Consider the following 13592-nt stretch of genomic DNA (forward strand, 5'->3'; position numbering starts at 1 on the left):
TCGTCTTCCTCCTCCGCCGCGATCGTACGTACTCGCCGAGACCACACGACATCGTCGCGAACGACGTGTGCGCTCGGCGAGATCGTACGAACGCGACAGGGCCGCAGCCGGTTGGACGGGCGTAGGTTGGGAACCCCCGACCCGAGGAGACGCGTGTCCGAGACGATCCAGCTGACGGCGCCCGACGGCACCGCGTTCGACGTGTACGTCGCCCGCCCCGACGGCGAGACCGAGGTCGTGGGCGGTCTCGTGCTCATCCACGAGATCTGGGGCCTCGTCGATCACATCCGCGACGTCGCCGACCGGTACGCGGAGGAGGGATGGCTCGTCGCCGCCCCCGACATCCTCAGCAAGGCGGGCGTCGGCCCGCACCTCGGCGCCGAGCTCTTCGCCCTCATGAACGACCCCGACGAGTCCGTCCGCACAGCCGCTCAGCCGCGCATGCGCGACGCGATGTCGGAGATGCGCGCACCCGGATACGCGGACTGGGCGATTCCCGCGCTGACAGCGGTCGTGGACTGGCTCGAGCAGCAGCACGACGTGCACCGCCGCGTGGCCGTCACCGGCTTCTGCTTCGGCGGCACGTACGCGTTCGCGCTCGCCGCGTCCGACGACCGCATCCGCGCCGCCGCCCCGTTCTACGGGACGGCGCCGAGCCCCGAGCGCATCGCGCGGATCGAGGCGCCCGTCCTCGCGCTCTACGGCGAGAAGGACCCCATGCTCATCGACGCCCTGCCCGGCGTGCGCCAGGCCATGGCCGACGCACACGTCGACTTCGAGGCGATCGTCTATCCGGGCGCCGAGCACGCGTTCTTCAACGACACCGGCCGCCGCTACAGCCCCGAGCACGCGATGGAGGCGTGGGCGCGCGTGCTGGAGTTCTTCGATGAGAAGGTCGTCGGCGATTGACCTCGGTCCTCGTCCTCGGCGGCACCGGATGGCTGAGCGCGCACGTCGCGCGCGAGTGGATCGGAGCCGCCGCGAGCGTCACCTGCTTGGCACGCGGCGGGCGGCCGGCGCCCCACGGAGCCGAGCTCGTCGTCGCCGATCGGGCGGACCCTGACGCGTACGCAGCGCTCGCCGACGAAGACTGGGACGAGGTCGTCGACATCTCGTCCGACCCGGCCTTCGTGGCATCCGCCGTCGCCGCCCTCGCGGACCGCGCGGCGCACTGGACGTACGTCTCGAGCCTGTCCGTCTACGCCGACAGCGACGTCGAGAGCGCCGACGAGTCGGCGACACTCCTCGATCCGGCGCGGCCGGGCGACGAGTACGACTACGGGCGCGCGAAGGTCGCGGCCGAGGCATCCGTCCGCGCAGCGCTCGGCGACCGCGCCGCGATCGTCCGTCCCGGGCTCATCGTCGGCCCCGGCGACCCTTCCGACCGATTCGGGTACTGGGTCTCGCGCTTCGCGGAGGCCGGCGACGGCCCCGTGCTCACACCCGAGACCCAGGGGCGCAGCGCGCAGATCATCGATGTGCGCGACCTCGCCGCGTTCCTCGTCGAGCTCGGCGAGGAAGGCTGGACCGGTGTCGTCAACGCCATCGGCGACCCCATGCCGCTCGGCGACCTGCTCGCCGACGCGCGTGCGGCGGCGGGCCACACCGGCGAGGTCGTGTCGGCCGACGACACCTGGCTGCTGGCGCACGACGTGCAGCACTGGATGGGCGCGCGATCGCTCCCGCTGTGGCTGCCCGCCGACATGCACGGCTTCTCGAACCGCGCGAACGTCGTGTACCGGAACGCCAACGGATCGTTCCGTCCGCTCGCCGAGACACTCGCCGACACCCTCGCCGACGAGCGCGAGCGCGGCCTCGAGCGCGAGCGCCGCGCGGGGCTGTCGCGCGAGGACGAGCTCGCCCTCATCGCCGCCGCCCAGTGAGGGTCGATTTGCGGATGCCGCAGCCGGGCCGCTATCGTCGCGGCATGCCTTCGGCGATCCCGGGTCTTCAGACGCTCCTTGCGAGCGTCGTTCCCGCGCGCCGACGTCAGGGCGGACGCCGACTCTAGGCGACCCCTGCACGCGGTTCCGTCGTGGAGCCACGGGTGGGCGTCGCCGCCTCTCCCGAAGCCGTCACACGCGCTTCGGCTGAACTTCGACCCGTCGCCCAGACCTTAAGGTGGAATCCATGACATACTCGGTCGCCGTCTCCGGCGCATCCGGCTATGCGGGCGGTGAGATCCTCAGGATCCTCGCCGCACATCCCGACGTCGAGATCCGCACCGTCACGGCGCACTCGAACGCCGGACAGCCCCTCATCCAGCACCAGCCGCACCTCCGGTCGCTCGCGCACCTCACGCTCGAGGAGACCACGCCCGAGGTGCTCGCCGGGCACGACATCGTCTTCCTCGCCCTGCCGCACGGCCAGTCGGGCCAGTACACGGATGCCCTGGCAGACGCCGCGCTCGTCATCGACGCGGGCGCCGACCACCGCCTGACGTCGTCGGCGGACTGGGATCGCTTCTACGGCGGTGCGTTCCACGAGCCGTGGGCGTACGGCGTCCCCGAGCTCCCCGTCGCGGGCGGCAAGCAGCGCCAGAACCTCGTCGGTGCGACCCGCATCGCCGCCCCCGGCTGCAACGCGTCGACCGTGAGTCTGAGCCTCGCGCCGGGTGTCGCGGCCGGCGTCATCGACCCGTCCGACATCGTGACGGTCCTCGCCGTCGGCCCCTCGGGTGCGGGCAAGAGCCTCAAGACGCACCTCCTGGCGAGCGAGCTCCTCGGCTCCGCGAACCCCTATGCCGTCGGCGGCACGCATCGGCACATCCCCGAGATCCGCCAGGCGCTCGCCGCGGCCCGGTCGGAGAATCCGGCGAATGCCGGGGGATCTGCCGCCGATGCTCCGACATCGGCCACATCCTCCGACGGCACATCGGCCGCATCCGGCATCCGGATCTCCTTCACGCCCGTCCTCGTGCCGATGGCCCGCGGCATCCTGGCGACCTCGTCCGCTCCCATCGCCCCCGGCGCATCGGACGACGACATCCGCGGCGCGTGGGAAGCCGTCTACGGCGACGAGACCTTCGTGCAGCTCCTGCCCGCTGGGCAGTTCCCGCGGACGGCCGACGTCATCGGCGCGAACACGGCACTCCTCGGCCTCGCGATCGACCGCGACGCGAACCGCGTCACCGTCGTCGCCGCGGTCGACAACCTCGTCAAGGGCACGGCCGGCGCCGCAGTCCAGTCCATGAACCTCGCCCTCGGCGTGCCGGAGGGCCGGGGCCTCACCGTGAACGGAGTCGCGCCGTGAGCGTCACCGCGCCCCAGGGATTCGAAGCCGCCGGAGTCGCGGTCGGACTCAAGTCGACCGGCAAGCCCGACGTCGCCGTCGTCGTGAACCGCGGCCCGCTCAAGGTCGGCGCGGCCGTCTTCACGAGCAACCGCGCGAAGGCCAACCCGATCATCTGGTCGCAGCAGGTCATCCAGGACGGCGTCGTCGAGGCGATCGTCCTCAACTCGGGCGGCGCCAACTGCTTCACGGGCTCGTTCGGCTTCCAGACGACGCATCAGACCGCCGAGAAGGCCGCCGAGCTGCTCGGCGTCAGCGCGGGCGACATCCTCGTGTGCTCGACGGGTCTCATCGGCACGGGCGACGAAGTGTTCCGGGCGAAGGTGCTGGACGGCACCGAACAGGGCATCGCGGCACTCAGCACCGACGGCGGCGAGATCGCGTCCGAGGCGATCATGACGACCGACTCCCGGCCCAAGCGCAGCACGCACACGGGTGACGGCTGGTCGATCGGCGGCATGGCGAAGGGGGCCGGGATGCTGGCGCCCGGCCTCGCCACGATGCTCGTCGTCATCACGACCGACGCCGTGCTCACGGCGGAAGAGGCCGACGCGCACCTGCGGTCCGCGACCCGCACCAGCTTCGACCGCCTCGACTCCGACGGCTGCATGTCGACGAACGACCAGGTGTCGCTCCTCGTGAGCGGGGCGTCCGGGGTCGCACCCGACGCCGACGCCTTCCGCGCCGCGCTCGCCGAGGTCTGCGCCGACCTCGCCCGGCAGCTGCAGGGCGACGCCGAGGGCGCGAGCCACGACATCACGATCCGCGTCGTGCACGCGGCCTCCGAGGAGGAGGCCGTCGAGGTCGGGCGTTCGGTCGCCCGCAACAACCTCTTCAAGGCGGCGATCTTCGGCAACGACCCCAATTGGGGCCGTGTCCTCGCCGCGATCGGCACGACCGACGCCGTCTTCGACCCCTACGACGTGGACGTCTGGATGAACGGCGTGCGCGTCTGCTCCGCGGGCGGTCCCGACCAGCCGCGCGAGGCCGTCGACCTGACGCCGCGGGCCACCGATCTGCTCATCGACCTCAAGGTCGGCGACTCGGAGGCCACGATCCTCACCAACGACCTGACGCACGACTACGTCCACGAGAACAGCGCGTACTCCTCATGAGCGACCTTCAAGACACCGATCCCGAAGAGGCCTCGTCGAAAGCCGCGACCCTCATCGAGTCTCTGCCCTGGCTGCGGCGTTTCAGCGAGCAGATCGTCGTCATCAAGTACGGCGGCAACGCGATGGTGTCGGAAGAGCTCCAGGATGCCTTCGCCTCCGACATCGCCTACCTCCGCTACGTCGGGGTCAAGCCCGTCGTCGTACACGGCGGCGGCCCGCAGATCTCGTCGATGCTCGACCGGCTGGCGATCCCGAGCGAGTTCAAGGGCGGCTACCGCGTCACCTCGACCGAGGCGATCTCCGTCGTGCGCATGGTGCTGACGGGCCAGATCAATCCGCAGCTCGTCGCGAAGATCAACGCCCACGGCCCGCTCGCGGCAGGTCTGTCCGGCGAGGACGCGGGGCTGTTCGGCGGACGACGCCGCGGCGTCACGATCGAGGGTGTCGAGCACGACCTCGGCCGCGTGGGCGACGTCGTGGAGGTCGACCCGCAGCCCGTGCTCGATCAGATCGCGGCAGGCCGCATCCCGGTCGTCTCGAGCATCGCCCCCGACCTCGACAATCCGGGGCACTCGCTCAACGTCAACGCGGATGCCGCTGCTTCGGCCCTGGCCGTCGCGCTCGGCGCCGCCAAGCTCGTCGTGCTGACCGACGTGCCGGGGCTCTACGCCGACTGGCCCAACCGCGACTCGCTGGTGTCGCACCTCACTTCGACAGAGCTGCGCGCGATGCTGCCGACGCTCGAGTCGGGCATGATCCCCAAGATGTCGGCGTGCCTCGAGGCCGTCGAAGGGGGAGTCGACACGGCGGCCATCATCGACGGCCGCGTGCCGCACTCGGTGCTGGTCGAGATCTTCACAAGCAAGGGAATCGGAACGGAGGTGGTGGTCGGATGACGACGACGACATGGCAGGATGACGCGGGGCGCGACCTGGTGCGGAGCTTCGGCGACCGGATGGCGCTGTTCACGCGCGGCGAGGGCGCTTACCTGTGGGACGGTGCCGGCCGACGCTACCTCGACTTCCTCGCGGGCATCGCGGTGAACTCGCTCGGGCACGCGCACCCGGTCTTCGTCGAGGCGATCTCGAAGCAGGCGGCGACGCTGTCGCACGTCTCGAACTACTTCGCGACCGAGCCGCAGCTCGCGCTCGCGGCGCGCCTCAAGCGGATCGCCGGCACGGGACCCACGGGCCGCGTCTACTTCGGCAACTCCGGCGCGGAGGCGAACGAGGCTGCCTTCAAGCTCGCCCGGCTGCACGGCGGCGCCGAGCGTCCCCGCATCCTGTCGCTCAAGGACGCCTTCCACGGGCGCACGATGGGCACTCTCGCCCTCACCGGCAAGCCCTGGATGCAGGAGCCCTTCCAGCCCATGGTCGGCGGCGTCGAGTTCATCGACTCGACGGTCGAGGCGCTCGAGGCCGCGATCGACGACCGCGTCGCGGCGCTGTTCGTGGAGCCGATCAAGGGCGAGGCGGGCGTCGTCGAGCTGCCCGAGGGCTACCTCGGGGCAGCGCGGGAGCTCACCGAGCGCCACGGCGCGCTCTTGATCATCGACGAGATCCAGACCGGCGCGGGGCGCACGGGAGAGTGGTTCGCCTTCCAGCACGAGGGCATCACCCCCGACGCCATCACCGTCGCGAAGGGCATCGGCGGGGGCTTCCCGATCGGCGCGCTCATCACGTTCGACGCCGCGAGCGACCTGTTCTACCCGGGCACGCACGGCTCGACCTTCGGCGGCAACGCGCTCGGCACGGCCGTGGCGGACGCGGTCCTGGGCGAGATCGAGCGGGCCGGCCTCGTCGCGAACGCCGAGGAGCGCGGTGCGCAGCTGCGCGCGGCGATCGAGGGGATCGGCTCGCCGCTGGTGGAGGGATGCCGCGGCAAGGGCCTGCTCATCGGCGTCGGCCTGACGCATCCCGTCGCGAAGGCCGTCGTGGCGGCCGCGCAGGGGCACGGTCTCGTCGTCAACGCACCGAACGACGAGACGATCCGTCTCGTGCCGGCGCTCAACATCGGCGACGTCGAGATCGACGAGTTCGTCGACCTTTTCGCGGCGTCGCTCGCGACCGTCTCGGATGCACTCGTGCTCGATGGGAACGAGGTCTCGGCATGACCCGCCACCTCCTGCGCGACGACGACCTGACCCAGGCGGAGCAGGACGAGATCCTCGACCTTGCCGTCGCCCTCAAGAAGGACCGCTGGAAGCTCAAGCCCCTCGAGGGCCCCCAGACCGTCGCGGTCATCTTCGACAAGTCGTCGACCCGCACGCGGGTGTCGTTCGCCGTCGGGATCGCCGACCTCGGCGGATCGCCTCTCATCATCTCGACGGCCAACAGCCAGCTCGGCGGCAAGGAGACCCCCGCGGACACGGCGCGCGTGCTCGAGCGCCAGGTGGCGGCGATCGTGTGGCGCACTTACGCGCAGGCCGGTCTCGAGGAGATGGCGAAGGGTACGCGCGTGCCGGTCGTCAACGCGCTGAGCGACGACTTCCACCCATGCCAGCTGCTCGCCGACCTGCTCACGATCCGCGAGCACAAGGGCGAGCTGAAGGGGCTGACGCTCGCGTTCTTCGGCGACGGCATGTCGAACATGGCGCACTCCTACGTGCTCGCGTGCGTCACCGCGGGGATGCACGTCCGCGTCGCCTCGCCCGAGGACTACGCGCCCCGCGACGACGTGATCGCCGACGCCGACCGCCGCGCCGCCGAGACGGGCGGCTCGGTCACCCTCTATACCGACGCCAACGAGGCCGCGGCAGGCGCCGACGTCATCGTGACCGACACGTGGGTGTCGATGGGCAAGGAGGAGGAGAAGCTCGCGCGCCTGCGCGATCTGGGCGGCTACAAGGTGACGCAGGAGATCATGGGGCTCGCCAAGCCCGAGGCGATCTTCATCCACTGCCTGCCAGCCGACCGCGGGTACGAGGTCGACGCCGAGGTGATCGACGGTCCGCAGAGCGTCGTGTGGGACGAGGCCGAGAACCGACTCCACGCGCAGAAGGCGCTCCTGGTGTGGCTGCTCCGGCAGGAGTAGTCGAGCGATCCTGGCTCCGCTCCCGCTGGGAGCGGCTCAACGGACCTGCGCGCATCGCAGGCGTGGATCTCGCGCGAGGACTCGCGATCCTGGGGATGCTGACAGCGCACCTCGTGGCGAGGCCCGAGCTCGTGCCGGCCGACCCGTCCACGTGGATCGCGATCGTCGACGGGCGCTCGTCGATCCTGTTCGCGACCCTCGCGGGGGTCTCGATCGGGCTCGTGACGGGCGGAACCGCGCCGCTGCGCGGCCCCGCCATGCGCACGGCGCGCCTCCGTCTCCTCGTGCGCGCCGTGATCCTGTGGCTCGTGGGCGCAGCCCTGATCGCGACGGGAGTGCCCGTCTACGTGATCCTTCCCGCGTACGCCGTGCTGTTCGTGCTCGCGATCCCCTTGGCGGGCCTCGGCGCCCGCACCCTGTTCGTGGTGGCGGGCTCCGTCGCGCTCGTGATGCCCTGGATCCAAGCATGGCTCGACGACCGGGCCTTCTGGTCGACGGCGGCGGGCGACCGCGTCTCGACCCTTCTCGGCTGGCACTATCCGTTCCTCGTCTGGATCGCCTTCGTGCTCGCCGGCCTCGGCGTGGCGCGGGCGGGTATCCGTCGGATCGAGGTGCAACTCCGGATGCTGGGCGCGGGAACCGCGCTCGCCGTCGTGGGCTACGGTCTGCACGGGCTGGCGGCTCCCGACCCGATGCTCGAGTACTCCTCGCTCGCGACGGCTGTCTGGACGGCCCGGCCCCACTCGAGCGGGCTGCTCGAGGTCATCGGGTCGGGCGGCTTCGCGCTCGCCGTGATCGCGGCATCCCTGCTCCTGTGCCGCACCTTCCTGCGCTGGATCGTGCTTCCCCTGCGCGCCGTCGGCGCGATGCCGCTGACGGCCTACACGGCGCAGCTCGTCGTCTGGGCGATCTGGGCCGCGATCGCGATCGGCGACACCGGCGCCCTCGTCGAGTTCCGCGCGTTCGAGCCCTTCCCGCCGCTCACGCTCGGGATCGTGGCGGGCTGCACGGCGTGGGCTCTGCTCGTCGGGCGCGGGCCGCTCGAATGGCTCACCGACGTCCTCACCCGCCGCGCCGTGCCCGGCCGCCCCGGCCCCCGCTGAACTCGTGTCCAGTGGACGCGTTCGGTCGGATCCCGCTCCCGACGTGACGGTTTGCGCCCACTGACTCGCCCCAGACGTGACCGCGCCCCGGTTCGCTGGCCGCGTTCGGCCGGATGCCGCTCCCGACGTGACGGTACGCGCCCACTGACCTGCCGCGGGCGCGCCCGCTCGCCGGTTCGCTGGGCGCGTTCGGCCGGATCCCGCTCCCGACGCGACAGTACGCGCCCACTGACACGCTGAGGGTTGGCTCAGGGCCGCCAGCCGCCGCGCACGAGGTCCCGGCGAATGAGCTCGATCGCCGGGGCGGTGGACGGATACACGTGGGCAGACGTCAGGCGTACGACCGCCCAGCCCGCGGAGAAGCACGCCGCGTGCTTCTCGATGTCGCGTGTCCACTGAGCCCGGTCGACCCGGTGGTGGTCGCCCTCGTACTCGACGAGCGTCCGATAGTCGGGGAAGGCCAGCTCGGTGTACCCGATGGGCGCGCCGCTGAGGGTGAACACGTCGTAGTCGAGCTCCGGGTCAGGCAAACCGGCGCGCTGGCATGCGAGGCGGAGCCGTGTCTCCGGGGGCGAAGCTGATCCGACGCGCACTTGTGGGAGTGCAGCGCGGAGCTTCGCGGCGCCCTGTCGGCGGCCGGTGTCGAGCGCGAGCTCGAGTTCCGCGATCGTCGCCAGTGCATCGGCATCCGTTCCGTGGATCATCCCGCGCCGCCGCGGCACTCTCACGATCGCGTCACCGACCATGATGAGCTCGTCGACGGTGAGCTCCGACGCAAGATGAACCCAGGTCGTCGAGGGCGTTGTGAGCCGCAACCCGCTGTGCTCGGTGACGTGGCTGAAGGCGGGGTCGAAGCGGCGTCCGCGCACGCCGGCCGCCCGTGACGAGCGGTGGGGAAGGAACACTCCGACGTCCAGATCACGGGGCGAGGCGGCTGACGCCGGCTCATGCGGGTTCGCGGGCGCCGTCTCCGGCGGGATGGGCCGCAGTACCCGCAGGGGCAGAGGCAGCTCCCAGTGCACAGCGGCAGGGACGAGGCAGAGGAACGAATGAGCGGGGCCGGCGCTCAGGAATGCTCTCGACCGTCGGGTGACGTCCTCCCGCAGCCGCTTGGCCTCACGTGCGTACGGACTCGTGTCCTCGTCCTCATCGGACTCTGTCGCAGGGGCGAGTCGCGCCCCGTGGAACGGCGACTCGAGGTCGGCGTTGCGGAGTCGTCGCGGGGAGACCCCTGCGGCGAGTGCCGCGCGGACGGAGAAGGCGTCGCCGAGCGAGTCGGGAAGGGGGCGGGGTTTGGGAGCGATGCGACCAACCTGCCTTCTCGCCGCCGCCGCGAGTATTGCCCCGCGCGAGATGTGGAGATCCCTCCGACTTCCCGCGCTGGGGAGGAGAGTCCGGCGACGCCGAGGGCACATTCCAGTGGGCGCATTTCGTCGGGTGCCGTGCGAGAGGCGGCGGTTTGCGCCCACTGACTCGCCCGGGTGACTCACGCCCGACACCTCGGTGGGCGCAATTCGTCGCACGCCGTGCGAGACGCGACGGATTGCGCCCACTGACCGGGTGGCGAGCATCCCGCCGCTCGACCTCGCGCAGGAGCCCTCCCCGCCCGTGGATAGGCTGGAGCGGTGAGCGAGACCAAAGGCACCAACGAGGGCGCGCTGTGGGGCGCCCGCTTCGCGACGGGCCCGTCGCCCGAACTGGCGGCACTGAGCGTTTCGACGCACTTCGACTGGAGCCTCGCCGTCTACGACATCGCCGGCTCGCACGCGCACGCGAAGGCGCTCGCCGCCGCCGGCTACCTCACAGCCGACGAAGAGCACGCGATGCACGAGGGGCTCGACGCCCTCGCCCGCGGCATCCAGGACGGCACGCTGCGCGCCGCCCCCNGACTGGAGCCTCGCCGTCTACGACATCGCCGGCTCGCACGCGCACGCGAAGGCGCTCGCCGCCGCCGGCTACCTCACAGCCGACGAAGAGCACGCGATGCACGAGGGGCTCGACGCCCTCGCCCGCGGCATCCAGGACGGCACGCTGCGCGCCGCCCCCGGCGACGAGGACGTGCACGGCGCGCTCGAGGCTGCGCTCCTTCGCGAGGTCGGCCCCGAGCTGGGCGGCAAACTGCGGGCCGGCCGCAGTCGCAACGACCAGATCGCGACCCTCGTGCGGATGTACCTGCTGGATCACTCGCGCACGATCGCGCGCGACATCCTGCGCCTCATCGACGCGATCGTGGCCCAGTCCGATGCGCACCGGGATGCCATCATGCCGGGTCGCACGCACCTGCAGCACGCGCAGCCCATCCTGCTCGCGCATCACCTGCAGGCGCATGCGTGGCCGCTCGTCCGCGACCTCGAGCGGCTGCGGGACTGGTCGGCGCGCGCCGCCGTCTCGCCGTACGGCGGGGGAGCGCTCGCGGGCTCGTCGCTCGGGCTCGATCCCGAACTCGTCGCGCGCGAGCTGGGGCTGGCGCGGCCGTCGGAGAACTCGCTCGACGGCACGGCCGCGCGCGACGTCGTCGCCGAGTTCGCCTACATCGCGGCCCAGATCGGCATCGACCTGTCGCGCTTCGCGGAGGACGTCATCCTCTGGAACACGCGCGAATTCGGCTTCGTGACGCTCGACGACGGGTACTCGACAGGGTCGAGCATCATGCCGCAGAAGAAGAACCCCGACATCGCCGAGCTTGCGCGCGGCAAGGCCGGGCGGCTCGTCGGCAACCTCTCCGGCCTGCTCACGACGCTCAAGGGTCTCCCGATCGCCTACAACCGCGACCTGCAGGAGGACAAAGAGCCCGTCTTCGACTCGGTGACGACGCTCGAGGTCGTGCTGCCGGCGTTCGCGGGCATGATTGCGACGCTGCGGTTCGACACCGAGCGCATGGCGCAGCTCGCGCCGCTCGGCTTCTCGCTCGCGACCGACGTGGCGGACTGGCTCGTGCGTCAGGGCGTGCCGTTCCGCGATGCGCACGAGATCTCCGGCGCGCTCGTCAAACTGTGCGAGGCGGAGGGGATCGAGCTGCACGAGGCGACCGACGAGCAGCTTGCCTCCGTTTCCCCGGCGCTCACGCCGGAGGTGCGCGACGTGATGACGATCGAGGGATCGGTGGCGTCCCGCGCGGGCGCCGGGGGAACGGCACCCGTGCGCGTCGCGGAGCAGCGCGCCGAGCTCGTCGCGCGCGCCCAGGGCGCTGCGCATGCGCTGGGGCTGTGAGCTTATCTTCCCGAAAGATAAGCCATTCTCTTATTTCATCCGGAAATAAGTGATACCCTTATCGCATGCCCGTCGCAGTCATCGTCGACATGGTCGGCTCGCGGCGCCTGCCGGACCGGCCTGACGCGCAGCGCGTGCTCGACGCCGCCATCGCGGACGTCGAGGCGGCCCTTCCACTCGCGTCGCAGCCGCTGCGACCGACCGTCGGCGACGAGCAGCAGGGGGTCTATCCCGCGCTCGAGGCCGCGCTCGCAGGGCTCCTGCTCCTCCAGCTCGCACTGCCCGACGGGCTGGAATGCCGCTTCGGACTCGGGATCGGCAGCATCGGAACCATAGCGTCCGTGAGCGGCGACATCCCCGACGGCCCAGGCTGGTGGGCAGCGCGCGAGGCGATCGAGGCGGTCCACGCGAAGCAGCAGCGCGCCGCGCCGAGCGCGCGCACGTGGGTTGTCGCATCCTCCGGCGAGGATGCTGGAGTGCACCGTTCCGCCACGCTCGCCAACGCCTATCTGCTGACGCGCGATCAGCTCGTCGGCGCCATGACCGAGCGGGAGCGCCGTCTCGTCTACGGCCGCTGCCTCGGCGCGACCCAGAAAGAGCTCGCGAAGGCGCAGGGCATCACGCAGCCTGCCGTTTCGCAGGCCCTCGCCGGCGCGGGAGCCCACGCGATCCTCGAGGGCTTCGCGCTGCTCCGCGCCGAGGTGACCGCATGATCGTCGCGGGGCTGATCCTGCTCGCCATCGGCGCGGCCGACATCCTGCGCGAGTTCCTCCCCGCCCGCGGGCGCTGGATCGGCCTGGTGGCGGGCGCCGTGGTCGTCATCGCCCTGGCCGCGCTGTCCGACGCGATCCTCGCGGGACTGCTCGCCGTCGCCCTCGCGGCCGCGTGGATGTGGCTCTCGCCGATCGGCGCACCCGCCCGCGCGGGATTCTGGCCGGCCGTCGCCGTCGGCGCGCTGTGCGCCGTGCTGGTCGCGGCTCTTCAGGCGCGACCGTCGCCGGGCCTTCTCGGAGCGGTATGGGAGCTTCCCACGCCCGTGGGCGTGATCGGCGTCGACCAGACCGTACTCGCGCTCGGCGCCGTGCTGTTCCTCCTCGAGTCGTCGAACGTCGTGGTGCGCTCCGCGCTCGCGCAGGAGAAGGTGCAAGTGGGCGTCGCCGTCGGGGAGATGCCGCCCGCCGAGGATGCTGCCGCCGATATCGTGCCGCTCGCCGCCGCGCCGGCGCTCAAGGGCGGGCGCCTCATCGGCCCGCTCGAGCGGATGCTGGTCTTCGCGCTCACGCTCGCGGCGATGTATCCGCTCCTCGCGGCGATCCTCGCGGCCAAGGGCATCGTGCGCTTTCCCGAGATCTCGCGAGACAGCGCGGCTGGCAACCGCGCCGAGTACTTCCTGATCGGAAGCCTCGTCAGCTGGGTGCTCGCGCTGGCCGCCGCCTTCCTGGTGTGGTGGGGGTTCGCGACCCCGTGATTCCGGGCTCGGGAGCCGCGACACGCCCGGGATGTGGGCTGGATTTGCCGGATGCGCGGGAGCCACGTAAGTTTTACTTGTTCGCCCCACAGGGAAGCGGAGAGGCCGAGAGCCTTACCCCCCTCAAGCGGAGAACCACCCTCCATCCAGATCCACTCAAGGCCTCGCCTTCGGATCACGGACGGAGGTTCTCGCTGCTTCGACACGTCGAAGACCGCCACTCGGATCCCGGAAACGGACCGGATGGGCCGGTTTGACAAGCGGAGCGAGTGAGATAAGATAGTGAAGTTGCCCAGTGGGGCTGGTCGTGAGGCTGGTTTGCTGGAGCATCCGATCCTTGAGAACTCAACAGCGTGCACTTGTCAAATGCCA

General features: G+C 71.2%; 11 protein-coding genes and 1 pseudogene. 11 read left to right on the plus strand and 1 reads right to left on the minus strand.

Translation table 11 applies throughout. The features are described from left to right. Positions 1-153: 153 nt before the first annotated feature. From ACH3VR_RS11800 to ACH3VR_RS11835, 8 genes are all read left to right on the plus strand, one after another. The gene (locus ACH3VR_RS11800; RefSeq protein ID WP_397556484.1) at positions 154-909 is read left to right on the plus strand and encodes a dienelactone hydrolase family protein; all 756 of its coding nucleotides are present in this window, start codon (positions 154-156) and stop codon (positions 907-909) included. Then, positions 906-1883 (plus strand): NAD-dependent epimerase/dehydratase family protein, encoded by a 978-nt coding sequence (locus ACH3VR_RS11805; protein WP_397556485.1) that lies wholly within the window; start codon positions 906-908, stop codon positions 1881-1883. Before ACH3VR_RS11800 ends, ACH3VR_RS11805 begins: the two co-directional genes overlap by 4 nt. A 247-nt stretch (positions 1884-2130) precedes the next feature. After that, on the plus strand, positions 2131-3252 hold the full coding sequence (locus ACH3VR_RS11810; RefSeq protein WP_397556486.1) for an N-acetyl-gamma-glutamyl-phosphate reductase: 1122 nt from the start codon (positions 2131-2133) through the stop codon (positions 3250-3252). Next, positions 3249-4406, plus strand: a complete 1158-nt coding sequence (gene argJ / locus ACH3VR_RS11815; RefSeq protein ID WP_397556487.1) for a bifunctional glutamate N-acetyltransferase/amino-acid acetyltransferase ArgJ — start codon at positions 3249-3251, stop codon at positions 4404-4406. The genes ACH3VR_RS11810 and argJ overlap by 4 nt, the downstream gene beginning before the upstream one ends. Continuing rightward, positions 4403-5302: an acetylglutamate kinase gene (argB, locus tag ACH3VR_RS11820; protein WP_397556488.1), complete on the plus strand. Its 900-nt coding sequence runs from the start codon at positions 4403-4405 to the stop codon at positions 5300-5302. Before argJ ends, argB begins: the two co-directional genes overlap by 4 nt. Then, on the plus strand, positions 5299-6519 hold the full coding sequence (locus ACH3VR_RS11825) for an acetylornithine transaminase (protein ID WP_397556489.1): 1221 nt from the start codon (positions 5299-5301) through the stop codon (positions 6517-6519). The genes argB and ACH3VR_RS11825 overlap by 4 nt, the downstream gene beginning before the upstream one ends. Beyond that, positions 6516-7439: an ornithine carbamoyltransferase gene (argF, locus tag ACH3VR_RS11830; protein ID WP_397556490.1), complete on the plus strand. Its 924-nt coding sequence runs from the start codon at positions 6516-6518 to the stop codon at positions 7437-7439. Before ACH3VR_RS11825 ends, argF begins: the two co-directional genes overlap by 4 nt. Further along, positions 7418-8542: a heparan-alpha-glucosaminide N-acetyltransferase domain-containing protein gene (locus ACH3VR_RS11835; protein WP_397556491.1), complete on the plus strand. Its 1125-nt coding sequence runs from the start codon at positions 7418-7420 to the stop codon at positions 8540-8542. The genes argF and ACH3VR_RS11835 overlap by 22 nt, the downstream gene beginning before the upstream one ends. A gap of 248 nt (positions 8543-8790) precedes the next feature. Here ACH3VR_RS11835 and ACH3VR_RS11840 read toward each other — a convergent pair whose 3' ends face one another. After that, positions 8791-9447, minus strand: coding sequence for a hypothetical protein (locus ACH3VR_RS11840; protein WP_397556492.1), 657 nt, complete (start codon positions 9445-9447; stop codon positions 8791-8793). Between the two features lie 1000 nt (positions 9448-10447). Here ACH3VR_RS11840 and argH point away from each other — a divergent pair. The 3 genes and pseudogenes from argH to ACH3VR_RS11855 form a co-directional block, all read left to right on the plus strand. Beyond that, a pseudogene (argH, locus tag ACH3VR_RS11845) lies at positions 10448-11752 on the plus strand (argininosuccinate lyase); the annotation flags it as partial. A gap of 65 nt (positions 11753-11817) precedes the next feature. After that, a complete protein-coding gene (locus ACH3VR_RS11850) occupies positions 11818-12465 on the plus strand; it encodes a SatD family protein (RefSeq protein ID WP_397556493.1) in 648 nt (215 codons plus the stop codon). Continuing rightward, positions 12462-13220 carry a hypothetical protein gene (locus ACH3VR_RS11855; protein ID WP_397556494.1) on the plus strand — a complete coding sequence of 253 codons (759 nt, stop codon included), beginning with the start codon at positions 12462-12464 and terminating at the stop codon, positions 13218-13220. Before ACH3VR_RS11850 ends, ACH3VR_RS11855 begins: the two co-directional genes overlap by 4 nt. The last annotated feature ends 372 nt before the right edge of the window (positions 13221-13592 follow it).

Origin of the sequence: Microbacterium alkaliflavum, from assembly GCF_044325405.1 — a bacterium.
Lineage (GTDB): Bacteria > Actinomycetota > Actinomycetes > Actinomycetales > Microbacteriaceae > Microbacterium > Microbacterium alkaliflavum.